Genomic DNA, 25,120 nt, shown 5'->3' on the forward strand with positions numbered 1-25,120 from the left:
TTCCCGGGTCGCCGGCCTGCGGACCCGCCTCAATTCCCCGGCGGTCTCCAAAGGCGGTTACCCGGCGTCGAAGCTGCTGAACTCTCCCGTTGCCGGTGAATGGTGTTCCTCGACGCTCTCGACCACGCCCGGCGCAGCGGGGGAGCGAACCCACTCCACGAGCCCGTCCACTGCGGACGGCAGCCCTTCGGCAGTAATCACCACGGAGCCGTCCGGCTGGTTCACCGCGGACCCGGTCAGATTCAGCTTCGCTGCCTGCCGGAGTACCCGGTACCGGAAGCCGACACCCTGGACTACGCCGCGCACCACTGCCGTGACGCGTACTTCGTCTCCTGATGCGCCGGTGGAATCCGGGGTACGTGGCGAATTCATGCCTGCAGCCTAGTGGAGAGGAGCCTCCAGTACAGCGTTTGCGGCAGCAACGAGGGATCCGTCCGCCACCAGCCGGTACACGGCCTCAATCTCAGGTGCCAGGTACCGGTCGGGTCCCGGCCCGTCCACGACGGACCGGACGGCAGCACGGACTGCCGCGGAGACCGGCGCGCTGCGGGAGGAGTGAAGGCCGCCGTCGCGCATATCCAGGGCCCGTGCCGAGGTGAGAATTTCCACGGCCAGGACCCGGGTGAGCCCATCCAGGGCTTTGCGGAGCTTCAGTCCGGCCGCCCATCCCATTGAAACGTGGTCTTCCTGCATGGCGGAGGACGGAATCGAGTCCACTGATGCTGGTACGGCGAGCCGTTTGAGCTCGGAGACGATTCCGGCCTGGGTGTACTGGGCAATCATGTGCCCGGAGTCCACGCCGGGGTCATGGGCAAGGAAAGCATTCAGTCCGTGGCTGCGGTTGCGGTCCAGGAACCGGTCGGTGCGCCGCTCGCTCATGGAGGCAAGGTCCGCGACGGCGATTGCGAGGAAATCCAGGACGTAGCCCACGGGAGCGCCGTGGAAGTTGCCGTTGGACTCAACCCGGCCGTCCGGGGTCACCACCGGGTTGTCCACGGCGGAGGCGCGCTCACATGCCGCCACGTGCTCGGCATGCGCCAGGGTGGACCGGGCCGCCCCATGGACCTGCGGAGCGCAGCGCAGGGAGTAGGCGTCCTGCACCCGGGTGAACTCTCCGGTTTTCTGTTCCTCCACCAGCACGGATCCGCGCAGGACCGTCCGGATGTTCTCAGCGGACTCTGCCTGTCCGGGCTGCGGACGGAGCGCCTGGAGGTCAGCGGCGAACACGGCCTCGGTCCCCAGCAGGCCCTCGACGCTCATTGCCGCCGCGATGTCCGCAACCGTCAGCAGCCGGTGCAGGTCCGCGATGGCCAGGGTGAGCATGCCAAGCATGCCGTCAGTGCCGTTGATCAGCGCCAGGCCTTCCTTCTCCTGCAGCTCCAGGGGTTCCAGGCCAGCCGCCGCCAGTGCCGCGGAGGCCTCCAGTTCCTTCCCATCGGCGTCGCGCACCCTGCCCTCGCCCATGAGCGCCAGCGCGCAGTGGGACAGCGGGGCCAGGTCACCGGAGCAGCCGAGCGAACCGTACTCGCCAATGACGGGAGTGATGCCTGCGTTGAGCAGATCGGCATAAGCCGATGCAACTTCCGGGCGGACACCTGTACGTCCGGTAGCGAGGGTGGAAAGCCGGTTGAGCATCAGTGCTCGAATCACCTCCCGGTCCACCTCCTGGCCGGACGACGCCGCATGGCTGCGCACGAGCGAGCGCTGCAGGACCGTGCGCTGGCTGGGAGGTATCTGTTTCGTCGCCAGTGCCCCGAATCCCGTGGAGACGCCGTAGTGGGGCTTCGAGTCTGCGGCAAGTGATTCGATCACTGAACGTGAGGACCGCATGCCCGCCAGGGACTCGGCAGTCAGCGCCACCCGGGCACCTCCGCGGGCCACGGCCAGGATCTCCCCGGGCTCCAGGGGCCCTGTGCCAACGTTGACGGTGCGGACCGTGCCGGGGGCGGATTCCTGAGAAAAGAGAACCAAAACGTCATCCTGTCTGTGTGCTGCCGGCATTGCCCGCCGAACCGTGAAATGCCGCACAGTGGTACTGGCATTTCAACCAGTGAAATGCACCGGGTGGTAATCCGCAAGTAGGGGACGAACGGCCCGCGAGGGTGATCAGGCACAATAGGGCACATGCCTACCGCCTCTGCTGATGCTGTGCCTGATGCCGGGACTCGGCGCAGGATCACGGTCGAAATCCTGATTGTGCTGGGACTTTCCCTGGGGCAGTCAGGCGTGTACGCCGTCGTGCGCCTGCTGGACAAGATGACCCAGGGGCCGCTGCAGGGACAGACCACCACGCTCAACCCGGTCCTGGATGACAGGGCCGTGTTTGACCTGGTGTACCAGCTGCTGGGAATTTTCTTCTCCCTGGTCCCGGTGGCGCTGGTCCTTTTCCTGCTGACCGAGCCCGGACGCTCGGCCTTCCGCCGGATCGGCTTCACGTTCTCCCGTCCGGTGCTGGACTTCGGGCTGGGATTTGCACTGGCGGCCGTCATCGGCGTGGGTACGCTCGGCGTCTATGCGGCAGGGCGGGCGATGGGCATCACCACCGCAATCGTCCCGGCGGCCCTGGACACGTACTGGTGGACGCTTCCGGTCCTGGTGCTGTCCGCGATGCGGCATGCCGTCCTGGAGGAAGTCATTGTGGTGGGTTACCTCTTTACCCGGCTGCGCGCCCTGGGATGGTCGGTACCGGCGATGATCATCACCAGCGCACTCATCCGGGCCAGTTACCACCTGTACCAGGGAATCGGCCCCGGAATCGGAAACTTCCTGATGGGACTGCTCTTCGGGTACGCCTATTACAAGACGAAGCGGGTGATGCCGCTGGTCATTGCGCACGCGCTCGTGGACATCGCCGGGTTCGTTGGGTTTGCCCTGTTTGGATCCGCCATTGGAATTGGAGACTGACGCCTTCATGGCACTGCTGACACCCTGGGGAGAAGCCCTGGACCCGCAGAACGTCCTGCCCGACTATCCGCGGCCCCAGCTTGCGCGCGGAAACTGGCTGAACCTCAACGGGTACTGGGACTACGCCATCACCCCCGCAGCCCAGGCGGACCCGCCAGCGTCCTGGGACGGCAGGATCCTGGTGCCATTCTCGCCCGAGGCGCCGCTGTCCGGCGTCGACCGCCAGCTGCAGCCGGACCAAGCGCTCTGGTACCGTCGCACCTTCGAGGCACCGGCGGGCCAGGGAGGCCGGGTTCTGTTGCACTTCGGAGCCGTGGACCAGTCCTGCACCGTCCTGGTCAACGGACGGAAAGCGGGGGAGCACGACGGCGGCTACCTTCCTTTTGCCCTGGACATCACCGCGATGCTGGATGATGGTCCTCCTGGCGCGGAGGCCGTGCATAACGGGAGTGCTGGAGCCGCGGCTGCCGCGGAAACCGGGGAAGCTGCCGGGCAGGAGATCGTGGTGCGGGTCCTGGACGGCAGTGAGACGAACGGGGCATCACGCGGCAAGCAGAAGCTGGACCGCGGAGGAATCTGGTACACGGCGCAGTCCGGGATCTGGCAGACGGTCTGGCTGGAACGGGTCCCGGAAACCTGGATTCGCGATGTGGTGCTGACTCCGCTGGAATCGCTCGACGGCGTCGAAATCACTGTGTCGATTGACGGTGCTTCGGCTGGTCCGGGTGCGGAAACCGGGCGGGAAACGGAGGCCGAGCGGAATCCGCCTGCCGAACCGAGCCTGCCCGCCGAACCGAGGCCGGAGGCCGGACCGAAAATCTCCGGCGACGTGGCGGTCTTTGCCGGTGGCACCGAAGTCGCAGCGGCGGTCTTCGTCCCGGGGCAGCCGCTCCGGCTGGCCCTGCCAGATCCACGGCTGTGGAGTCCGGAGGATCCGTTCCTCTACGACGTCCGGGTTCGCTTTGGCGCGGACGAGGTCAGGTCCTACTTTGGTCTGCGGACGTTCGGCACCGGTATTGATCCCGCCGGACACAAGCGCCTGCTGCTCAACGGCAAACCCTACCTGCACGCCGGCCTGCTGGATCAGGGCTACTGGCCGGACGGGCTGTACACGCCGCCTTCGGACGATGCCATGGTGTTCGACATCCAGACGGCCAGGGACCTGGGCTTCACGATGCTGCGCAAGCACATCAAGATCGAGCCGCTGCGCTGGTACCACCACTGCGACCGGCTGGGCATGCTGGTCTGGCAGGACATGGTGAACGGCGGAATGGGGGATGGCCGGGCGCCTGAACCGGTGCCGCTGCCGGGCCGGGGAGGCAGGAGCGACCGCCGGTATGCGAAGTTCGGCCGCAGTGACGCCTCCGGCCGGGAGGCGTTCCGCCGTGAAGTGCGGGAGACCGTTGGGCTGCTCCGGAGCGTTCCCAGCATCGCCGTCTGGGTTCCGTTCAACGAGGGTTGGGGCCAGTTCGACGCCGCCGACGTCGCTGCTGAGCTCCGGGAGCTGGATGCTACCCGGACCATTGACCATGCCAGCGGCTGGCATGACCAGGGTGCCGGCGACGCCAAGAGTCTGCACGTGTACGCCGTTCCCTTCCATATCCGCCGGCGGTGGCAGCGGGACCCGCGGGTCATCGTCCTCTCCGAGTACGGCGGCTTCAGCCTCCCCGTCGAAGGACACACCTGGAACGCCAAAGTCTTTGGCTACGGCAAAACCCTGCGCAGCCGGGCCGAGCTCGAGAAAGCGTTCACGGCACTGCACCGCGAACAGATCGAGCCGGCTCTGCGGGAAGGCCTTGCCGCCACCGTCTACACCCAGCTCACCGACGTTGAGGATGAGGTCAACGGGCTGCTCACCTACGACCGCCGGGTGCTCAAGGTGGATCCCGCCGTCGTCCGCGGTTTGAACGCGGACCTGCTTCGTGCCTTCGTCCGGTAGCCTGCCGGTTCTGCTGCCGGTTTCCACGGAATCGACCGCCTAGCAGTTCTGCTCCCGGTTAGAACCGGCAGCAGAACTGCCAGCCGTGAGCGGATATCGGAACTGGCAGCGGGATCATCGACGTCGTTTTCGGGGCAGACCCGCCCTCACCAGCCGCTGGACCAGTCCGTCGGGATTCTGCGGTGAACCTTGGAGATCGGTCCAGGACCATCGCACGAATCCCACACCAGTCGCCCGAATGGCGTCTTCACGCCGCTTCTCCCGAACGAGCGTCTCCCAGGACGGCTGCATTGTTTGGGTGCGGGGATCCCCAACGTTTCGTCCGTACTTCACAGCACCGTCGAATTCGCCGACCAGTCTGTGTTCGCGCCAAAAGAAGTCAGTGCGGCCGAGGAGTTTTCCGCCGGGGGACCGGAATTCCTGCTGCAGTTCCGGTGCTGGAAACCCATGCCGGCGGAGGATAGCTCGGGAGAACGACTCACCCGGTGATTCAGAGCGGGCGTCAGCGAACTCCAGGACCCGTAATGCCCGGCCACGTTTGGCGGAATCCGGAAGCCTGCCTGCAACAAGGCGAAGGTCATCTTTGCTGAGCGGAGAGAACCCTTTCAACATGTCAGGACGGAGGGCATGGTCCATAGCCGGAAGGGCCCGCTCAAAGGGCAGATAGGCGGCCATGTCAATAACGGTCTGCGCGCGGGACGTGAGTTCCACCCCGGCATACACAACCAGTGGATCCAGCAGTTTCCGCCTGGTCCAACGCAGGTCGCCCCGGCGCCGGCCGTGCGAACGGGTGGATGCCAGAAGCAGAATCTCAGGCAACGCACCGACGACGGGAATGCCCCAAATGACTGCTGCCGTCTCCTGTACCAGGACGCGGGTCCCCACGGCGGACTCGACAGCCGCCAGTATCCTTAGCCGTTCACGCTCCCAGGGAGGCAACCGGCCCCATGCGACAGCGTCGACGTAAACGCCGCGCCTCAGGCGAACCAGTTCCCCGGCCAGGCAACGTTCGGACAGTGGCTTGCCCAGTCCGGCATGACCGTCGGCTACGAATAAAAGTTCTGCATCCATTCCGTAGCTCTACGGGCAGGCAAGCAATCCCACCAGTGTCCTGGCCCCAAATGTGGATGACAGGGAGCCGGCTGGTTTGCGATTCTGCTGCCAGCTGCAACTGGCAGCAGAACCGCAGACCGGAGCTAGAACTAGATCTCGACGAGACCCTTCTCGGTGGCAAAGGTGACGGACATGATGCCGGGGGTGCCCTTGGGAGAGACCCAGGTGACATCCACGGACTCGAGCGGCTTTTCGACGGGCATGCCCAGCCACTCGGTCACCCGTGCGGCCGAGCCGGCAATGGTGAGCGACTGCAGCGAGACGGTGCCTTCCAGGGCACGGGAGGGGTGAAGGTCTGCCTTGTCCTCATCCCAGCGGAGCATGTAGGGAACCTGCGGGTCGGCGATCAGCCCGTTGATGCCGATCTGCCGCCAGGTGAGTTCCTGTCCGTCGGGGAACTTGCGGTTGCCGGGGACGGAGGAGCGGCCAAGGCGTTCTTCGAAGGGAGCAAGGTCCTCAACGGCAACACACCAGCCCATCCAGCCGCCGCCGGCGTCGGAGCGTGCACGGACGGCCTGTCCAAACGGGGCCTTGTCCGAGGCGGGGTGGTTCAGTACTTCAACAACCTCAACATACTGGTGGTTGGCCAGCGGGAGGATCATGTTGCGGGTACCGAAACGGGGATGGACTCCGCCTTTGACGAAGTCAGTTCCCAGGGCAGCAGCAATGCGTTCCGTGGTGGCCAGCAGGCCGTCGGATTCGCAGGCGTAAGAGACGTGATCCAGGCGCATGCGAACATCTTGGCACGTTGTGACCTGTGTCTCGACTAAGGCAAGCCTAAGCGCCGTAATGCGGCACTTTCACGCTGCGTCATATGGGTTGCACAACTGCCGGAGCGTTGGTTCTATTGGTACAGGTCATGAGTGCCAGCAGATAGCCCCGGCTTGCTGGCCGGCAACCCTCCAACCGCGGTGGGGTGCCCCGGGTGAAGACCTGGCCGTACGCAAACAGGCGTACCGGCAAGCGCGGGCCACACGTGTCGCTCCGGAGTATCCCGGACTCGACCCTGTGGGGCCCCTGGTCATAAAGGGAGCACACAATGTCTGCCAACTGGTCCTTCGAAACACGCCAGATCCATGCTGGTCAGGAGCCCGACGCCGTAACCGGCGCCCGCGCCCTGCCCATCTACCAAACCTCGTCCTTCGTCTTTCCCAGCGCCGAAGCGGCAGCCAACCGGTTCGCGCTGGCGGAACTCGAACCGATCTACACCCGGATCGGCAACCCCACCCAGGAAGCGGTGGAGAACCGCATTGCGTCCCTGGAGGGGGGCATCGGAGCGCTGCTGCTCGCCTCCGGCCAGGCAGCCGAAACGTACGCCATCCTGAACCTCGCCCAGGCCGGCGACCACATTGTGGCCAGCCCCAGCCTTTACGGCGGCACGTACAACCTCTTCAAGCACACGCTGAAGAAGTTCGGCATCGACGTCACGTTTGTTGCTGACCCGGACAACCTCGACCAGTGGCGCGAAGCGGTGCGCCCCAACACCAAGGCCTTCTTCGGCGAGGTGGTGTCCAACCCCCGCCAGGACGTCCTGGACATTGAGGGGATTTCCGGCGCGGCGCATGAGGCAGGCGTCCCGCTAATCGTGGACAACACGCTCTCCACTCCCTACCTGATCCGTCCCATTGAATGGGGAGCGGACATCGTGGTGCACTCGGCCACCAAGTACCTCGGCGGGCACGGCACCGTTATTGCCGGCGTGATCGTGGACTCCGGAAACTTCGACTTCGGTGCGGACCCGGAGAAGTTCCCCGGCTTCAACACCCCTGACGAGAGCTACAACGGACTCGTCTACGCCAGGGACCTCGGCGCCGGCGGCGTCCTCGGGGCCAACCTGGCCTACATCCTCAAGGCCCGGGTCCAGCTGCTCCGGGACCTCGGTTCGGCGCTGTCTCCGTTCAACGCGTTCCTCCTCGCCCAGGGGCTGGAGACCCTCAGCCTGCGCGTGGAGCGGCACGTCGAAAACGCCGTCGCCGTCGCGCAGTGGCTTGAAGCGCACGACGACGTTATCTCGGTTGCGTACGCAGGGCTTGAGTCGAGCCCGTGGTACGAGAGGGGACGCAAGTACGGTCCCCGGGGAACCGGAGCGATTGTGTCCTTTGAAATTGAAGGCGGTGTGGAAGCAGGCAAGCGCTTCGTCGACGGACTCGAACTGCACTCGCACGTGGCCAACGTGGGGGACGTGCGCTCCCTGGTGATCCACCCGGCGTCCACGACCCACAGCCAGCTCGGGGCCGAGGCCCAGGCGGCGGCGGGCGTCAGCCCGGGGCTGGTCCGCCTCTCGGTTGGCCTTGAGCACATCGATGACATCATCGCGGATCTCGATGCCGGTTTCCGCGCCGCCAAGGGAGCATGAAGTACAGCGTGACCACCTACCCGCCTGCACCGCAGCACCCTGTCCGTGTTCTTGACGGGGTGCTGCGGTACGCCCCCATCGGTGACCTCAAACTCGAAACCGGCGGTGTCCTTCCGGACGTTGTGCTGGGCTACGAAACCTGGGGCGAGCTAAACAGCGACGCGTCCAACGCCGTTCTGGTTCCGCATGCCCTGACGGGGAGTACCCACGTTGCGCAAGGCAGTTCGGATGAGCCGGGCTGGTGGGACGGACTGGTCGGCCCGGGGAAGACCATCGACACCGACCGGTTCTTCGTTGTCTCCATCAACATGCTCGGGGGTTGTTACGGTTCCACCGGGCCGGGGTCCGCGGATCCGGACGGACTGCCGTGGGGTTCGCGCTTTCCGTTCGTGACCATTCGGGATTCCGTGCACGCCGAAGCCCGGCTGGCGGACCAGCTGGGCATCCGGCGCTGGCACACGGTGCTGGGCGGATCACTCGGCGGCGCCCGGGCGCTCGAATGGGCGGTAACGGAACCCGAACGGGTGGCCCGGTGCGCGGTGATAGCAGCGACGGCGGCAAGCACCGGTGAGCAGATCGCCTTTGCCCAGGCGCAGGTGGCGGCAATCCGTTTGGACCCGGACTACAACGGCGGGGACTACTACAACGGCCGTGCGCCCGTGGCCGGACTGGGCCTGGCGCGGCGGATTGCGCACATTACCTACCGGTCCGAGGCCGAACTTCAGTACCGGTTCGGCCGGACGCCGCAGCCGGGGGAGGACCCGCTCGGTGCTGCCCTCCCGGCAGAACGCGGCCGCTACCAGGTGGAGAGCTACCTGGACCACCAGGGGACAAAGCTCGCAGGAAGGTTCGACGCCAACAGCTACGTCATCCTCACCGAGGCGCTGATGAGCCACGATGTCACCCGGGACCGGGGCAGCCTGAGCGAAGCGCTCGCCGCTGTCCGGGCTCAGTTCCTCGTGGCCGCGGTGGACTCGGACCGGCTGTACTTCCCGGAACAGTCCTACGAACTGGCAGCCGCGCTTCCCGGGGAGAACCGCGTGCACCTGATCAGCGCGCCCATTGGACACGACGGGTTCCTTACCGACGTGCTCCAGCTCCGGGACGTGCTGCGGAAGGATTTCTTCGGCTAGGCGCCTGCTCCGCGGAGGAACCTACCCCTGGCCCGCAGGCCCGGCGCCGGCGGTTTGCGCCCCGGCAGCCTCGGAGGAGCCCTGCGGCATCCGCTTTCCGAAGAACGGGCCGGCGTCCGGGCGCTTGGGTGAGATGCCGTCGCCCGAGGAGCGGCGGCGGACCCGCCGCATCACCCACGGCATCAGGTATTCACGGGCCCAGAACAGGTCCTCGGAACGTGCCGTCCGCCAGTTCTTGGGCGGCAGTTCCTTCACCCGCGCCGGTTCCAGGGTGTGCGGAACACCGAGCGTCTCCAGCGCCATGGCCGCAATGGTCTGGTGTCCCATGGGGGAGAAGTGCAGCCGGTCCGGGGCCCACATCTGCTGGTTGCTCAGCTCCCGCAGCGCCCACATGTCCGCTATGACGGCGTCGTGCCGCATGGCCACTGTCCGCAGGTTTTCGTTGTAGATGGCCACCCGGCCGCGGACGCTTCCCAGTACCGGGGTGGCTCCGATGTCCGGGCCGGTGAAGAGCACCACCGTGGCGCCGGTCTCCCGCAGCCGCGCGATGGTGCCGTCCATGGTTTCGGCGAGCCGGTCCGGATCCCCGCCCGGCCGGATGACGTCATTGCCGCCGGCGCAGATGGTCACCAGGTCCGGCTTCAGGTCGATGGCCGGCTGAACCTGCTCGGCAACAATCTGGTTCAGCAGGCGTCCGCGGATGGCCAGGTTCGCGTAGGCGAAGTCGTCATGCCCGGCGGCGAGTTCCTCTGCCAGCCGGTCGGCCCAGCCGCGGTGCCCTCCCGGGCTTTCCGGGCTCGGATCGCCGATCCCCTCCGTGAACGAGTCGCCCAGCGCCACGTAGCGGTTGAAGGGGTGGTCCGGGTGTCCCTGCTGCTGGGCGGGCTGCACCGGCGGCTCGGAGTGGTTCCGGGGATCGGATGGCACGGAGGGGAGCTGGGCATTTTCGGTCACCGAACCATGATTGCCCCTGGGGGCCTGGCTACGCGACCGTAGGTTGGAAGAGCCGCATGCCAGAATGGAATTTATGACGAACAACTCTCCCTGGAACCCTGTTGTGCTCTTCTCCAAGCCGGAGGAAGAGCGGGCCGGAACCCCGCTGCTGGTGCTCTTCCACGGCTACCTGGCCAACGAGGAAGACCTCATGGGCCTGGCGCAGTACCTGCCTCAGGAGTTCACCATCGCCTCCGTCCGCGCACCCCGGACGCTGGGTCCGGGCTACTCCTGGTTCCCGCTGATGCACGAACCGGATTATTCGGTGGACCGGGTGGTTGCGGCAGTCCAGGACGTCTCGGACTGGCTCGACGGCCTCAGGGAACAGCACTCGAGTGTGAGCCTGCTTGGCTTCTCCATGGGAATGGCCGTGGCCAGCACACTGATGCGCCACCGGCTCGAGGAATTCGCCGCCGTCGTCGGGCTTTCCGGTTTTGTGGTGCCGGCCGAAGGAAACGGCTTCTTCCACGACGAGGAGCTGGCGGCGCTGAAGGTGCCGTTCTTCTGGGGACGGGACCAGGCGGATCCGGTGATCGACGCCGAGCGCATCGAATACACCCACGCCTGGCTGAACGGCCATACCAAGCTGACCAAGGTGCTCTACGCCGGCATGGGGCACAGCATCAATATGCAGGAACTCGGACACGTGCGGGAATTCCTCACCCACACAGTCCTCGGTTCCCGGTAAGGGCTATCCGCCGGAGACGATCCGCACGGCCTCGCCGTTCACCTCGATGGTGTCCCCGGCGTGGAGCTGCCGGCCGCGGCGCTCCTCGATGTCTCCGTTGACCTTCACCAGGCCGTTCTCGATCAGTTCCTTGGCCTCAATGCCGTCCTCGGCAAGGCTGGCGAGTTTCAGTGCCTGGCCAAGGCGGATCATGTCGTCACGGATGGGAAGGTCCTGGGGATCGGTTGAGCTCATGGAACCTATTCTGCCGGAGAAAGCGCCCGACGCCGTTACGGGGCCCGGGGTGCAGGCTGCGGAAATCGGGGCGGGGACAGGCGGGGCACCGAAGCGGGAGTAATGTGAAACGGTGCCACAGCCTGCCCGTATCCCTGTCTCCGTCGGTCTGCCCCTAGCTCTCGCCTCCGGGGTGGCCATTCCCGCCCAGTCCCGCATCAATGGCGCCCTCGGCGTTGCCCTGGATGATTCCCTCGCCGCCGCGCTGGTGAGCTTCGGCACCGGGCTCGCCGTGATGATCCTCGTCACCGCCGTGTTTCCGCGCGGACGGGCCGGCTTCGGGCAAATCCTGCCCGCGCTCCGGCAGAGGCGCTTTCCGCGGATCTACATCCTTGCCGGCGTCATTGGCGCCTGGTTCGTACTCACGCAGACACTGACCATAGCCGTACTGGGTGTTGCCGTGTTCACCGTAGCCACGGTTGCCGGCCAAACCCTGACCGGGCTGGTGGTGGACCGGATGGGCATTGGTCCCGGCGGCAAGAAAACCCTGACCATCATGCGGGTAGTGGGGGCCGTGCTGACCATCGCCGCCGTCGCGTGGGCGGTGAGTCCCAAGCTCTCCGGCAGCGGGGGCGGCGCCGACTGGCTGCTGACCGTGCTGCTGCCGCTGAGTGCCGGCATGGCCATGAGCTTCCAGCAGGCCATGAACGGGACCACGGGAATGCACTACGGCACGCCCATCACGGCAACCCTGATGAACTTTGTCTCCGGATTCACCGCCCTGCTGGTGGTATGGCTGGTGAAGGTGGCGGTCTCCGGAGTCGGCAATCCGCTGCCGGACACCTGGTGGTATTACCTGGGCGGCGTGATGGGCTGCATCTTCATTGGCGTCAGCGCCATGCTCGTCAAGACACTCGGCGTCCTGCTGACCAGCCTTGGCCTGATCGGCGGGCAGCTGGTGGGGTCCCTCCTGCTGGACCTTTTCCTCCCCGCCCCGGGCTCCGTCGTCGTCGCGGCAACGGTGCTGGGCACCGCCCTGACCCTGGTTGCAATCGTGGTAGCCACGCTGCCCTGGAACATGCCCGGATTCCGGCCGTGGGCGCGGCGGCGCAACGGGTAGCCGGCTTTCGCCGCCGTGACCTTAAGCTGGTATCTATAGGTTTTGCCCTCCGGCCCGCACCTGCGCACTTCCGCGCCGGAAAGCGAGGCGGAACGGGATCAAAAGCGGACCGCACCCAGCGGCCTGCGTGAGCAGAAAGAACGGCGGTACCATTCACATGGCTTCGACCAAATCCAAACTGGATCCGATCATCTCCCTGGCCAAGCGCAGGGGCTTCGTCTTCCAGTCGGGTGAGATCTACGGTGGTTCGCGTTCCGCCTGGGATTACGGGCCCCTCGGCGTCGAGCTGAAGGAAAACATCAAGAAGCAGTGGTGGCAGTCCATGGTCCGCGGACGCGACGACGTCGTCGGCCTGGATTCCGCGGTCATCCTGCCGCGCGCCGTGTGGGAAGCCTCAGGCCACGTCGAGGTCTTCTCCGACCCGCTGGTCGAGTGCCTCAGCTGCCACAAGCGCTACCGTGCGGACCACCTCGAAGAGGAATACGAAGAGAAGAAGGGCCGCGCGCCTGAAAACGGCCTGGCGGACATCGCCTGCGCCAACTGCGGCACCAAGGGCCAGTGGACCGAACCGCAGGAATTCTCCGGCCTGCTTAAGACCTTCCTTGGCCCGGTGGCCAGCGAAGAAGGCATGCACTACCTGCGCCCGGAAACCGCGCAGGGCATCTTCGTGAACTTCAACAACGTGCTCACCACCTCCCGCAAGAAGCCGCCGTTCGGCATCGGCCAGATCGGCAAGAGCTTCCGCAACGAGATCACCCCGGGCAACTTCATCTTCCGCACCCGTGAGTTCGAGCAGATGGAAATGGAATTCTTCGTCGAGCCGGGCACGGACGAGGAATGGCATAAGTACTGGATTGAAACCCGGAAGAACTGGTACACGGACCTGGGCATCGACCCGGAGAACCTGCGCCTGTTCGAGCACCCGCTGGAGAAGCTGAGCCACTACTCCAAGGGCACCACGGACATCGAGTACCGCTTCGGTTTCCAGGGTTCGGAGTGGGGCGAGCTGGAAGGCATCGCCAACCGCACCGACTTTGACCTGGGCACGCACTCCAAGCACTCCGGCACGGACCTGAGCTACTTCAACCAGGCCACCAACGAGCGGTTCACCCCGTACGTGATTGAGCCCGCCGCCGGCCTGACCCGGTCCTTCATGGCATTCCTGGTGGACGCCTACACCGAGGACGAGGCACCCAACGCCAAGGGCGGCGTGGACAAGCGGACCGTGCTGCGCCTTGACCCGCGCCTGGCCCCGGTCAAGGCAGCCGTGCTGCCGCTCAGCCGCAACGAGGACCTGTCCCCGAAGGCCAAGGAGCTGGCCGCCCAGCTGCGCCGGAACTGGAACATCGACTTCGACGACGCCGGCGCCATTGGCCGCCGCTACCGCCGCCAGGATGAGATCGGCACGCCGTTCTGCATCACGGTGGACTTCGACACGCTCGAAGACCAAGCCGTCACCGTCCGCGAGCGGGACACCATGGCCCAGGAGCGCGTGAGCCTGGACAAGGTACAGGGTTACCTGGCCGAACGGCTGATCGGCGCGTAATGGCCATCTCTTTCCGCGAATGGCGTGAGGACGACGACCTCGCCCTGATCCAGCTCTGGGGCGACCCCGAGACCGGTGAAGCCGCACAGTTCCGCTCCGTTCTGCGTCCCTCGGCGAACGAGCCGTGGAGCCGCTGCATCGTGGCGGAGGACGACGGCGTGCCGGTGGCTGCCGGGGTGGTCTACGAGACCAGCCTGCACCCGGACCTGCTATGGGCGTATATCGAAGTGGCACGGGACAACCGGCGTGCCGGCCTGGGCTCCACCCTGCTGGGCATGCTGCGCAAGGAAGCCGAGAACGCGCCGTCGGGCGTTACCAGGCTTCGTGCCAAGGTGGCGCCGGACTCGGCAGGCGCGGCGTTCGCCGCCGCTGCCGGCCTGGAACCGATCCAGCGCTCACGGTCAGTGATCGTTGAACCGGGCAAGCTCAAGCTGCCCGTCTTCGAGGACCACGGACCGCAGCTGGAGGAAGCGGCAACCGGTTCGGTTGAACTGACCCGCGCCGTCGCCGACTTCTACAACGCTGTCCACGACTGGGACCGGGCGGACATGGGACTTGGCCGCGCCCAGCAGATGCTGCTGCACGAGGTCACCGGCGCCTCGGGTGCCGTGGTGCTCAGGGACAAACCGAAGCACGAAGGCGGAAAAATTGCCGCATTTGCGGTGAGCTACACCTCCGAGCGCACGGACGCCCCGGCGGACGTGCTGCTGGGCTGGGACACGTCGCTGGAGGAGACCGAGGCGGAAGCTGCGGTTGAATCGCTGCTGGCCATGCTGGCCTATCAGTACCCGGTGCAGCTGGAGGTCGATGACTCGATGACCGCCCTGGCCAAAGTGCTGGACCGGCTGCTGACCGCCGGCGCCGCCCGGCAGGACGGGCCGGAGACGCTGATCCTCAGCAGCTAGCCCCACCCATCGAGATAACAGAAAGTGCACGTATCAGGCCTGATACGTGCACTTTCTGTTATCTCAATGAGGGGAAGGCTCAGGCAGTGAGCCGTCCCGAGAGGGTGAAGAGCACCGACTCGGACACTTCCTCCACACTGCGTTCGGGGGAGAAGGCCAGCCACTCGATGCCGCCCACCAGCACGGCTCCGAAGATGGTGCCCGCCATCAGCTCAGCGTCCGGACGTTCCGGGTGGGTTTCCCGGATCACCGTCACGATTTCCGCCAGCGCTTCCCGCCGCACAGTTTGCAGGTGGGTCTGCCAGGACCTGTCCGTCCGGAAGATCTCCGCGGCAATCAGCTTGGCCAGGGGTTGGTTCCCGGAAATGAGTTCCAGCATTGCAGTGACCATGGAGGCCAGCGCCTGCCCGCCTGTCTTCCCGTCCCGAGACTGCCGCAGCGTTTCCGCCAGCGCTCCGATTCCGTCCAGGAGGAGCTGTTCGAAGAGCTTGTCCTTGGACGAGAAGTTGTAATAGACGCTGCCCTTGGCCACGCCGGCGCGCACCGCTACGTCTTCCATGGTGGTGCCGGTGATCCCGTTCAGCGACGCCAGCTCCAAAGCGGCATCCAGGATCGACCGCTTGGTGCCTGATACCCGTGGCATGCAATGAGTCCTTTGTTTCTCCGGTGGTTCCCTTTGATCTTAGAGGTGCAGCTCCGGGTGCAGCCGCTTGATGGTCCACATCCGCTGCCGGCCGGCGCTGAGTGAGCTCACGGCCACGCATACTGCCGTGAGGATTCCCAGGACGGCGACGGCGGTCCACATCCGGGCGTCCACGCCTCCGGTTATCAGCGCCCGCAGCCCGTTCACCACATAGGTTGCCGGCATGAACGGATGCAGTGCCTGGAAGAAGCCCGGGGTGGTTTCCACCGGATAGGTGCCGCCGGAGGAGCTGAGCTGCAGCATCAGCAGGACCAGGGAGACCACCCGGCCGGCCGCGGTTCCCAGCACGATGATCAGCATCTGCTGCAGGGCAAGGAAGGCCACCGTGGTCAGGTAGAGGAAGGCGCCGGTGCCCAGCAGGTAGGCAGGATGGATGTCCAGGCCCCAGACCAGCACGGCCATCATGATCAGCACCTGGCCCAGGCCGATGGCCAGGGCGGGGATGAGTCCGGTGGCGGCAGCCCGGAAGCCGGAGATGCCGGCAGCCAAGGCCCGGGTAGGCAGGGCGCGGAGCAGCAGCCAGGTGATCAGCGCGCCAACGAAGGTTGCCAGTGCCAGGAAGAACGGCGCGAAGCCTTCGCCAAAGCTGTCCGCCTGGGTGGCGAATCCGGCGTCGAGTTCGACGGGATCCGCAGCGACGGCTGCCTTGGCATCTATCGCGTCGGCTGAGTCCTGGGGGAGCGCTTTTCCTCCCTCAGCGAGGGCGTCGGCGAGGGTGTGGCTGCCGGCTGAGAGCTGACCTGCTCCTTCGGACAGGGCGGTGCCGCCGTCGAGCAGTTCCCCGGCCCCGGCCGCCAGGTCGCTGGTGCCGCCGCTGAGGGTGGCGGCCCCGGCGTTCAGGTCGGCGGCGCCGCGGGCGGCCGCCTGGGCTCCGGCATCAACCTGAGAGGCTCCGGCCGCCAGGTTGCCTGCGCCGGAGGAGAGGGCGGCAGCGCCGTCGGCAGCGGACTGCGCTCCGGCGGATACCTGCGCGGCGCCGGCGGAGAGGTCTGCACTTCCGGCCGCCAGCTGTCCGGCGCCGTCGGCTGCCTGCCCGACGCCGGTCTGCAGCGTCTGCGTCCCCGCGGCAACCTGGCGCGCTCCTTCGGCCAGCGGTTTCAGCTGGGCCAGGAGCGGACTGTCCGGGTTCTGGGCAGCAATTCCCGCGACCACTGAATCCAGGCCGGAGGAGACCTGTGAAGCGCCCGCATTCAGCTCCGAGGACTGGGGAACGGCGCCGCTGAGCTTGCCGGACAGGGCAGTCAGATTATTCTCCAGCGACTGCGCTCCGGAGGCCACACCGGCTGCCCCGGTAGAAAGCTGCGCCGTGCCGTCGGAGAGGGACTGCGCGCCGGCCGCGAGGTCGCTGCTGCCCGCGGACAGTGCGGACGTTCCTGCGGTGAGGTCCGTGAGGCCGGAGGCCAGGGTGTTCGCGCCGGCAGAGAGGCGGAAGGCGCCGTCCTGCAGGGTGAGGGTCCCGTCGGCCAGGCTTCCCAGCCCGGCAGTGAGCTGCCCTGCACCGTCTACGGCGGAATCGATTCCCTCGGTGAGTTCACCGGCACCGGCCGCGGCGTCCCGGAGGCCCTCGCCGGCGTCGTTCAGGCCGACCAGCAGGCTCGAGGCGACCTGGTTGCCGAGCTGGGAGGAGACCGCCGCCTGGACCTGGGCCATTGCCTGCTTGCCCAGTACGCCGGCCAGGAAGTTGTTGGAGTCGTTGTAGTCGACCTTCAGCGTGGCGGATGACGGGTGTTCCGTGCCCACTGATACGGCGTTCGCCGAGAAGTCCCGCGGGATGGTCAGGGAAAGGTAATAGGTCCCGTCCGACACGCCGCTGGCAGCATCCGCAGCGTCCGTGGCATGCCAGTCCAGGTCAGCGCCGTCGAGCAGCTTGTGCTCGAGTTCATCCCCGGCGTTGAGGGGTTCGCCGTCGCGGACTGTTCCTTCATCTTCATTGACCAGCGCGACGGACAGTCCGTCCAGGTGCTTGTCGGGGGAGTCGAAGGCCCACAGGTACAGTGCGCCGTAGATCAGGGGAATAAACAGCATCACGACGACGGCGATCCTGGGCAGGGTGCCCCGCCGAAAACGGCTGAGTTCGGTCCCGGGGGAAAGCATTGCAAACATCAGTGCGCCTCCATCAGCACGGTGGATGGCTCAATCCCAGAGCCGCTCCAGGGAAGGGTTGGCAGCGAGGCTGCTCCGACGACGACGGCGGTGCCGGCCGCGGCGAGCGCAGCCAGCCGTTCCTGAACCAGGGCACGCGCGCTGCTGCCCTGCAGCTGTTCAATGTCGTCGACGAACAGCACAGCGGGGTGGGACAGCATGGCCAGCGAGACGCGCAGCAGGAACTGTTCCGCTTCTCCCAGGTCCCAGATCACGGTTCCCGCGGCGGGGACTTCGAGCTGCCCGAAGACCGGTCCGCAGATCCGGGCCATCTGGCGGTCGGACACCCTGGGAACAAAACGCCACCACGGCGCCAGCCAGGCCAGGCGCTCACGCACGGCGGCGCCGGCGGTGACCCCGGGCTCCAAGTCGTCGATGTCCCTGAACCCGGCGATGCCCGTTTGCCGCTGTACCTGCCGTGCCTGCCGGGGAAGCTGCAGGCCAAGGACTTCAAGGGTGCCGCTGTCCGGCTTCATGCGTCCGGCGAGGGTCAGGAGCAGGCTCGTCCGGCCACTCCCGGCGGGGCCGCACAGGACGCTGAGCGGATCAGTGACAGTGAAACTAAGCGGGCCGTAGACGCGGCCCCTGGCTGCGGAGAGGCTGAGCTCCTCCGCTGAAATAACCGGTTGCACGACGTGCCTTTCACGAAATCGAATTTTTGTACTGACCAGTCAGTCTAGACCCCAAGGGGGGTAAATTCGGAAATCGGCCCGCGGCATGGGGAGAATGGGAGTGCTCGCCCGCACCGGGCATCCGGTCAGCCCAACCCAGTGAGGACCTGCATGGGACACACCCACCTGCACGACGCCGGAACACCCACCCGAGCGGCCCTCGCCGCGCGTCGAAAGGCCAACCGGCTGCTCACGGCCATCCTCGTGCCGCTCGGCCTGCTGGCCGTCGCGGGAATGATTGCGCTGTGGCCCAGCGGCGATCCGGGCGAGATCACCATTGCGGACCCCTACGCAACCGCCGAGGGCGTCACCATCGACACCGGATCCGTCCAGCGCGTGGGCGTTGAGGACTGTCCGTCCTCCGTCACGCTCACCCAGGCCGGGGTGCAGGCGCCCCAATGCCAGGTGGCCCATGTGCTGCCCTCCTCCGGCGGTTCCGCCGTTCCCGTGGAAGTGCCCCCGGAAGTCGCCAAGACCAATGCCATCGAGGCCGGGGATACCGTCCGCTACCTGAACCTCGAAAACGTGATGGTGGACAGCGGGGCGCCGCCGTACATCTTCATGGACTTCGTGCGCAGCGTTCCCATAGCGGCGCTCGCCGTGCTGTACGCGGCAGTGGTCATCGCCGTCGCCCGCTGGCGCGGAGCGCGCGCACTGATCGGGCTGGGCGGTGCCTATGCGGTGCTCGCCGGGTTCATCCTGCCGGGGCTGGTGGAGGGCAAGCCGCCGCTGCTGCTGGGCCTGGTGGGATCCAGCGTGATCATGATTGGAGTGCTCTACTTCGCCCACGGATTCTCGGCCAGGACCTCGACGGCGCTGCTCGGCACCCTGTTCGGGCTCGGGATCACCGCCGGGCTGGCGGCATGGGCGACGGACGCCGCCCATCTGATCGGCGTGGACAATGAGAACGCCTATGCCCTCATCAACGCCTCGGACGAACTCTCGATCTCCGGCATCATTCTCTGCGGCCTGATCATTTCCGGGCTGGGCGTGCTCAACGACGTGACCATCACGCAGTCCTCGGCCGTGTGGGAGATGTATGAACTGGCACCCGGGGCCTCCGCCCGGCGCCTCTTCACCGGGGCCATGCGCGTGGGGCGGGACCACATTGCCTCCACGGTCTACACCATCGCCTTCGCGTATGCCGGTGCGGCACTGCCGGTCCTGATCCTTGTCTCCCTGTATGACCGCACCCTGATGCAGACACTGACCAGCGGTGAGTTGGCCGAGGAAGTGGTGCGCACGCTCGTTGGATCCATCGGGCTGGTACTTGCCATCCCGGTGACCACCGCCGTCGCCGTCCTGGTGGTGAAGGCCGTCGGGCTGTCCGGGGCCCGGGCGGAACACGCCGGCGATTCACCGGACACCGGCCCCGGTGCCGCAGGGAACGGGCGTGAACCGGCACGGACTGCGGCCGGCGGCTCCGCGGCACTGGGCCGGCCGTCCGGCGGAGCCGCTGCGGGTGAGCCCGGAACGCGCCGCGGGGCGCGGGCAAGGCGTTCCGCACCCGGCTTCCCCACGGAGGACCAGGTTCCGGAGTGACCACGGAGAGGCCTCCGCGACGACACCCTTCGTGCAAACCCGCGCAGGATTTGCACCCGCTTGCGAGAATAGGAGGGTGAGCGTTGCAACCACTAAGACCAGGCTTGAACTGCCGCCGCTGCAGCTCGGCAAGCTGACCATCGATACGCCGGTGATCCTGGCTCCCATGGCAGGCATTACCAACAAGGCGTTCCGCCGGCTGTGCCGCGAGTACGGCGGCGGACTCTACGTCACCGAAATGGTGACGTCCCGGGCCCTCGTGGAGCGCTCGCCGGAGTCGCTGCGCATTATCCAGCACGACGACGACGAATCCATCCGCTCGGTCCAGCTCTACGGCGTGGATCCCGTGACCGTCGGCGCGGCCATCCGGATGCTCGTGGAGGAAAACCGGGCAGACCACATTGACCTCAACTTCGGCTGCCCCGTTCCCAAGGTCACCCGCAAGGGAGGCGGCTCCGCCCTGCCCTGGAAGCTGGACCTGTTCACGGCGATCGTCCAGACCGCCGTCCGGGAAGCCTCCAAGGGAGAGATCCCGCTGACCATCAAGATGCGCAAGGGCATCGACGAGGACCACCTCACCTTCCGCGAAGCCGGCAAGATCGCCCGCGACGCCGGAGTGGCGGCAGTAACCCTGCACGGACGCACCGCTTCCCAGTTCTACTCCGGCAAGGCGGACTGGAACGCCATCGCCGAACTGCGCGAATCCCTTCCCGACGTGCCGGTGCTGGGCAACGGTGACATCTGGTCCGCGGAGGACGCCATCGCCATGGTCGAGCAGACCGGTGTTGACGGCGTCGTCATTGGCCGCGGCTGCCAGGGCCGCCCGTGGCTCTTTTCCGACCTGCAGGCAGCCTTCGAAGGCCGCGAGGACCGCCACCGTCCCGGACTGAAGGAAGTTGCGGACAGCGTCTACCGGCATGCCGAGCTGCTGGTGGAAACCTTCGGCGATGAAGTCATTGCCCTCCGGGACATCCGCAAGCACATGGCCTGGTATTTCAAGGGCTACGTGGTCGGGGGAGAGCTGCGGGCTAAGCTGGCCACTGTGCCCTCCCTCGAGGTCCTCCGCGGACTCCTGGCGGAACTCGATCCCACCGCGCCGTATCCCGGCGCGGATGCCGAGGGCCCCCGTGGCCGGGCAGGCACACCCAAGAAGACAGCACTGCCGGAAGGCTGGCTGGACGGCCGGGAACTGAACCCCGCCCAGAAAGCCATCATTGCGGCAGCCGAACTCGATGTATCAGGTGGCTAAGAACATATGACCCTTCCGCAGGTTTTCCGTACCGCCGGCTACACCGACGTGGACCAGTCACGCTGGGTCACCGAGCCGGCCAAGAGCACGCACCGGACGCAGTTCGGCCGCGACCGTGCCCGGGTACTGCATTCCTCGGCCCTGCGCCGGCTGGGTGCCAAGACGCAGGTAGTGGCTCCGGACACCGACGACTTTGTCCGCACCCGCCTTACCCACAGCCTGGAAGTGGCGCAGGTGGGACGCGAACTGGGCAACGCCCTGGGCTGCGACCCCGACGTCGTCGACGCCGCCTGCCTCTCCCATGACCTGGGTCACCCGCCCTTCGGGCATAACGGCGAAACCGCACTGAATGACATTGCCCACGCCATTGGCGGGTTCGAAGGCAACGCCCAGACCCTGCGGCTGCTGACCCGGCTTGAGCCCAAGATCATTGGACCGGACGGATCCCCGGCCGGCCTGAACCTCACCCGCGCCAGCCTGGACGCGTCCTGCAAGTACCCGTGGTCCGCCGTCGACGCCCCGCTGGTCAACGGGCACCGAACTACCAAATTCGGCGTGTACGAGGATGACCTCCCGGTCTTCACGTGGCTGCGTGACGGCGCGCCGGCCGGCCGGTCCTGCCTTGAAGCGCAGGTCATGGACCTGGCGGATGATATTTCCTACTCCGTGCACGACGTCGAAGACGCTATCGTTGCCGGACACGTGCAGCTCAAGTGGCTGGACAATCCCGACCAGCGCGCCAGAGTGATCGGCTACACCCAGCAGTGGTACGTGCCCACCGCGGATCCCGCTGCCGTGGACGCCGCCCTTGCCCGCCTGGAAGCCGAAGGCGTCTGGGTCCGCGAAGCCGACGGGAGCCGCCGTTCGATGGCTGCGCTGAAGGACATGACGAGCCAGCTCATTGGACGCTTCTGCTCCAGCGCCATGGACGCCACCCGGGACATCTACGGACTGGATCCGCTGACCCGGTACAACGCTGAAATGGTTGTTCCCGAGGAAACGCAGCTGGAGATCGCCGTGATGAAGGGCCTGGCGACCACCTTCGTCATGACTACGGACCAGCGGCAGCCGCTGTACGAACGGCAGCGCGAAGTCCTCACCAACCTGGTTGCCCAGCTCTCCGCCACCGGTGACCGCCACCTTGAACCGATGTTCGCGGCGGACTGGCGGGAAGCGGCCGACGACGGCGCCCGGCTGCGCGTGGTCATCGACCAGGTGGCCTCTCTGACGGACGGATCCGCTCTGGCCCTGCACGAACGCCTGGTAGGCCCGGTTCCGGCTCTCTGGTAGGAACCCGGGTTTGGTCCCGGGGAATAAGGTAGAACCATGGCCGGCCTGATTAAACGCGAAGACATTGATGAAGTACGCTCCCGCACCGATATCAAGGCGGTAGTGGACGGGTATGTCACGCTGAAATCCGCCGGAATCGGCTCCTTCAAGGGACTGTGCCCCTTCCACGACGAACGCTCCCCGTCCTTCCACGTCCGTCCCCAGGTAGGCACCTACCACTGCTTCGGCTGCGGGGAGAGCGGTGACGTCATCTCTTTCGTGCAGAAGATGGACCACGGCACCTTCTCAGAAACCGTGGAGAAGCTCGCCTCCCGCCTGGGCTACGAACTCCACTATGAAGACGGCGGAACCGGTCCGCGCCGCGAGGACGTGGGCAAGCGCCAGCGACTGCTGGACGCGCACAAGGTTGCCGCGGAGTTCTTCCGTGAACAGCTGCTCACTCCGGGAGCTGCCGCGGCCCGCAGCTTCCTGGCCGAACGCGGCTTCGACCCCGCCGCCGCAGAGCACTTCGGAGTGGGCTACGCGCCGCAGGGCTGGGATTCGCTGCTCAAGCACCTCACCGGGCGCGGGTTCACCCGGGAAGAACTGGCCCAGACCGGCATGTTTTCCACCGGGCAGGATGCGTCCCGGTTCTACGACAGGTTCCGCGGGCGGCTGATCTGGCCGATCCGGGACCTGACCGGCGCCACCATCGGGTTCGGCGCCCGCAAGCTGTACGAGGATGACCAGGGACCCAAATACCTGAACACCCCGGAAACCCCGCTCTACAAGAAGTCCCAGGTCCTCTACGGCATTGACCTGGCCAAGCGTTCGATTGCCAAGGATCGCCAGCTGGTGGTGGTGGAAGGCTACACGGACGTCATGGCGTGCCACCTCGCCGGCATTACCACCGCAGTGGCCACCTGCGGCACCGCTTTCGGTACGGACCACATCAAGATTGCCCGCCGGCTCCTTTCCGACGACGGCACCGGGGGAGAGGTCATCTTCACGTTCGACGGCGATGCCGCCGGCCAGAAAGCAGCCCTCCGTGCGTTCGAGGAAGACCAGCGCTTCAACGCGCAGACCTTCGTCGCCGTCGACCCCCACGGCATGGACCCCTGCGACATCCGGCAGCAAAAGGGTGACGCCGCCGTGGCGGAACTGATCCGCTCCCGCCGGCCGCTGTTTGAGTTCGCGATCCGCTCCACGCTCGCCAAGTTCGACCTGAACACGGTGGAGGGGCGCATCTCTGCCCTCCGCGCCGCGGCTCCGGTGGTTGCCGAAATCCGTGACTCCGCCATGCGCCCGGCCTACGCCCGGGAACTGGCCGGTTGGCTGGGAAGCGAGGTGGACGACGTCCTGCGCGCCGTGAACGCTGCAGCGAAGCGGCAGCGCGAAGCCCGGGACCCGAACAGTCCGCAGTACCAAAAGGGCCAGCAGGCCGTCCACGGACAACAGGGCCAGTATGGCCAGCACGCCCAGCACGCCCAGTACGGCCCGCAGCAGGCGGAACCGCACCCGGCGCAGGAAGCCGCCCCCGAGGCCCAGTCCTTCGCCCGCCCGGATCCCAATGACCCGGCGGCACGAATGGAACGCCAGGCCCTGGAGGTGGTGCTCCAGCAGCCAGGACTCCTGGACGCCGGCCAATGGGAGCGGTTCAAGGCAGCACGGTTCACCGTCCCGGCCTACGTGGCGGTCCACAACGCGGTGCGGGCTGCCGGGGAGGTTCCGGCGTCTGCCGCAGCATGGGTGGAGCAGGTCCGCCAGGAACTGCCGGACGCCCTGCGCGGTTTCGTCAGCGAACTGGCGGTGACACCCATCCCCGCCCGAGACGCGGATGCCCTTGCGATGTACTGCCGGGACATCCTCAACCGGCTCTTCGAGCTTCAGGTGACACACCTTAAAGCGGAGAAGCTGGGGCAGCTGCAGCGGCTGGATCCCAGCGCGGATCCGGCGCTGTTCCAGCAGCTCAACCGCGAGCTGATGGAGCTCGAAATGCAGCGGCGTGCCCTGCGTGAGATGCAGTGAGACGCGGATTTCGTTTCTTGGCTCTTCGTCTGTAAAGTAATAGTCGCGCTTTCCCCCGTAGCTCAATTGGCAGAGCATTCGACTGTTAATCGAAGGGTTACTGGTTCGAGTCCAGTCGGGGGAGCAACTGGGCTCCTGACCTGTACAAAAGCAGGTCAGGAGCCTTCTTCTCGCTTCCGTCTCCGGCAGCGGGGAGCAGGCCGGGCAGGCGGTGACAGCTGCCGGGCCGGTGTAGACTGATTGTCGCCGCTTTCCCCCGTAGCTCAATTGGCAGAGCATTCGACTGTTAATCGAAGGGTTACTGGTTCGAGTCCAGTCGGGGGAGCAACTGCCGAAGGCCCGTAACGCTGTTACGGGCCTTCGCTGCATCCGGGGCGCATCCGCCCCGGGCCCGGGAAGCGCAGGTGCCGCGCCGCCGTCGGCCGCAGTTTGCCCACCATGCCCGCCCCGCGGCTACACTGGGGGTCTGCCGCCGCGCAGGCCACCGGATCCACAACATATCCGCACGCCGCAGGCGGCCGGGGCGTACCTATCCTGATGCCCATGCCGGAACCCTACTGTTCCGCCGCATACGTGTTTATGAGGCTGCTGATCCAGCGGATCCCT

The 25,120-nt window shown here is 66.5% G+C and carries 20 protein-coding genes, 2 tRNA genes and 1 riboswitch; of the genes, 14 read left to right on the forward strand and 8 right to left on the reverse strand.

Annotated elements, in window-relative coordinates:
* Positions 1–57: 57 nt before the first annotated feature.
* Together GD628_RS14300 and hutH are read right to left on the reverse strand one after the other, a co-directional pair.
* On the reverse strand, positions 58–372 hold the full coding sequence (locus GD628_RS14300; protein ID WP_152275200.1) for an acylphosphatase: 315 nt from the start codon (positions 370–372) through the stop codon (positions 58–60).
* 9 nt (positions 373–381) lie between these two features.
* Positions 382–2,001 (reverse strand): histidine ammonia-lyase, encoded by a 1,620-nt coding sequence (hutH, locus tag GD628_RS14305; RefSeq protein ID WP_152275201.1) that lies wholly within the window; start codon positions 1,999–2,001, stop codon positions 382–384.
* Between the two features lie 123 nt (positions 2,002–2,124).
* Here hutH and GD628_RS14310 point away from each other — a divergent pair, with 123 nt between their 5' ends.
* Both GD628_RS14310 and GD628_RS14315 read left to right on the forward strand, forming a co-directional pair.
* Positions 2,125–2,904 (forward strand): CPBP family intramembrane glutamic endopeptidase, encoded by a 780-nt coding sequence (locus GD628_RS14310; RefSeq protein WP_091606384.1) that lies wholly within the window; start codon positions 2,125–2,127, stop codon positions 2,902–2,904.
* Complete coding sequence (locus GD628_RS14315) at positions 2,888–4,843, forward strand: glycoside hydrolase family 2 protein (protein ID WP_226802568.1); 1,956 nt, start codon at positions 2,888–2,890, stop codon at positions 4,841–4,843. Before GD628_RS14310 ends, GD628_RS14315 begins: the two co-directional genes overlap by 17 nt.
* 1,202 nt (positions 4,844–6,045) lie before the next feature.
* Here GD628_RS14315 and GD628_RS14320 read toward each other — a convergent pair.
* On the reverse strand, positions 6,046–6,687 hold the full coding sequence (locus GD628_RS14320) for a VOC family protein (RefSeq protein ID WP_091606374.1): 642 nt from the start codon (positions 6,685–6,687) through the stop codon (positions 6,046–6,048).
* Between the two features lie 124 nt (positions 6,688–6,811).
* Positions 6,812–6,928, forward strand: a riboswitch (SAM riboswitch).
* Between the two features lie 67 nt (positions 6,929–6,995).
* On the opposite strand from GD628_RS14320, the gene GD628_RS14325 reads away from it, so the two are divergent.
* Both GD628_RS14325 and metX read left to right on the forward strand, forming a co-directional pair.
* Entirely contained in the window at positions 6,996–8,312 is a 1,317-nt protein-coding gene (locus tag GD628_RS14325; RefSeq protein ID WP_152275202.1) for a bifunctional o-acetylhomoserine/o-acetylserine sulfhydrylase, read from the forward strand.
* Positions 8,309–9,445 carry a homoserine O-acetyltransferase MetX gene (gene metX, locus GD628_RS14330; RefSeq protein ID WP_152275203.1) on the forward strand — a complete coding sequence of 379 codons (1,137 nt, stop codon included), beginning with the start codon at positions 8,309–8,311 and terminating at the stop codon, positions 9,443–9,445. The genes GD628_RS14325 and metX overlap by 4 nt, the downstream gene beginning before the upstream one ends.
* Positions 9,446–9,466: 21 nt before the next feature.
* Here metX and GD628_RS14335 read toward each other — a convergent pair whose 3' ends face one another.
* Complete coding sequence (locus tag GD628_RS14335; protein ID WP_152275273.1) at positions 9,467–10,336, reverse strand: SGNH/GDSL hydrolase family protein; 870 nt, start codon at positions 10,334–10,336, stop codon at positions 9,467–9,469.
* A 136-nt stretch (positions 10,337–10,472) separates the two neighbouring features.
* Here GD628_RS14335 and GD628_RS14340 point away from each other — a divergent pair, with 136 nt between their 5' ends.
* Entirely contained in the window at positions 10,473–11,126 is a 654-nt protein-coding gene (locus GD628_RS14340) for an alpha/beta hydrolase (RefSeq protein WP_152275204.1), read from the forward strand.
* A gap of 3 nt (positions 11,127–11,129) precedes the next feature.
* Here the strand turns inward: GD628_RS14340 and GD628_RS14345 are convergent, their stop codons facing one another.
* A complete protein-coding gene (locus tag GD628_RS14345) occupies positions 11,130–11,360 on the reverse strand; it encodes an RNA-binding S4 domain-containing protein (protein ID WP_091606360.1) in 231 nt (76 codons plus the stop codon).
* Positions 11,361–11,472: 112 nt separating this feature from the next.
* Here GD628_RS14345 and GD628_RS14350 point away from each other — a divergent pair, with 112 nt between their 5' ends.
* The 3 genes from GD628_RS14350 to GD628_RS14360 all read left to right on the forward strand — a co-directional run bounded on the left by GD628_RS14350 (position 11,473) and on the right by GD628_RS14360 (position 14,910).
* Positions 11,473–12,459 carry a DMT family transporter gene (locus GD628_RS14350; RefSeq protein ID WP_152275205.1) on the forward strand — a complete coding sequence of 329 codons (987 nt, stop codon included), beginning with the start codon at positions 11,473–11,475 and terminating at the stop codon, positions 12,457–12,459.
* 157 nt (positions 12,460–12,616) lie between these two features.
* Positions 12,617–14,005, forward strand: a complete 1,389-nt coding sequence (locus GD628_RS14355; RefSeq protein WP_091606354.1) for a glycine--tRNA ligase — start codon at positions 12,617–12,619, stop codon at positions 14,003–14,005.
* On the forward strand, positions 14,005–14,910 hold the full coding sequence (locus tag GD628_RS14360) for a GNAT family N-acetyltransferase (RefSeq protein WP_152275206.1): 906 nt from the start codon (positions 14,005–14,007) through the stop codon (positions 14,908–14,910). The genes GD628_RS14355 and GD628_RS14360 overlap by 1 nt, the downstream gene beginning before the upstream one ends.
* A gap of 79 nt (positions 14,911–14,989) precedes the next feature.
* Here GD628_RS14360 and GD628_RS14365 read toward each other — a convergent pair whose 3' ends face one another.
* Genes GD628_RS14365 through GD628_RS14375 form a run of 3 tightly spaced genes read right to left on the reverse strand, consistent with a single transcriptional unit; the run spans position 14,990 to position 18,387 of the window.
* Positions 14,990–15,553 (reverse strand): TetR/AcrR family transcriptional regulator, encoded by a 564-nt coding sequence (locus GD628_RS14365; protein ID WP_091606349.1) that lies wholly within the window; start codon positions 15,551–15,553, stop codon positions 14,990–14,992.
* Between the two features lie 39 nt (positions 15,554–15,592).
* Positions 15,593–17,716: a YhgE/Pip domain-containing protein gene (locus GD628_RS14370; RefSeq protein ID WP_152275207.1), complete on the reverse strand. Its 2,124-nt coding sequence runs from the start codon at positions 17,714–17,716 to the stop codon at positions 15,593–15,595.
* Entirely contained in the window at positions 17,716–18,387 is a 672-nt protein-coding gene (locus GD628_RS14375) for an ATP-binding cassette domain-containing protein (RefSeq protein WP_091606344.1), read from the reverse strand. The genes GD628_RS14370 and GD628_RS14375 overlap by 1 nt, the downstream gene beginning before the upstream one ends.
* A 150-nt stretch (positions 18,388–18,537) precedes the next feature.
* Between GD628_RS14375 and GD628_RS14380 the strand changes: the two genes are divergently transcribed.
* The 6 genes from GD628_RS14380 to GD628_RS14405 all read left to right on the forward strand — a co-directional run bounded on the left by GD628_RS14380 (position 18,538) and on the right by GD628_RS14405 (position 24,839).
* Entirely contained in the window at positions 18,538–19,968 is a 1,431-nt protein-coding gene (locus GD628_RS14380; RefSeq protein ID WP_152275208.1) for a YibE/F family protein, read from the forward strand.
* A gap of 76 nt (positions 19,969–20,044) precedes the next feature.
* Positions 20,045–21,217 (forward strand): tRNA dihydrouridine synthase DusB, encoded by a 1,173-nt coding sequence (gene dusB, locus GD628_RS14385; RefSeq protein ID WP_152275209.1) that lies wholly within the window; start codon positions 20,045–20,047, stop codon positions 21,215–21,217.
* A gap of 6 nt (positions 21,218–21,223) precedes the next feature.
* Positions 21,224–22,507 (forward strand): deoxyguanosinetriphosphate triphosphohydrolase, encoded by a 1,284-nt coding sequence (locus GD628_RS14390; protein WP_091606335.1) that lies wholly within the window; start codon positions 21,224–21,226, stop codon positions 22,505–22,507.
* A gap of 36 nt (positions 22,508–22,543) precedes the next feature.
* Positions 22,544–24,514: a DNA primase gene (gene dnaG, locus GD628_RS14395; RefSeq protein WP_152275210.1), complete on the forward strand. Its 1,971-nt coding sequence runs from the start codon at positions 22,544–22,546 to the stop codon at positions 24,512–24,514.
* A 51-nt stretch (positions 24,515–24,565) separates the two neighbouring features.
* Positions 24,566–24,638, forward strand: a tRNA-Asn gene (locus tag GD628_RS14400).
* Positions 24,639–24,766: 128 nt separating this feature from the next.
* Positions 24,767–24,839: transfer RNA gene (locus tag GD628_RS14405), tRNA-Asn, on the forward strand.
* Positions 24,840–25,120 lie beyond the last annotated feature (281 nt).

The sequence above is a fragment of the Arthrobacter koreensis genome (assembly GCF_009193255.1).
GTDB classification, from domain to species: Bacteria; Actinomycetota; Actinomycetes; order Actinomycetales; family Micrococcaceae; genus Arthrobacter_B; species Arthrobacter_B koreensis.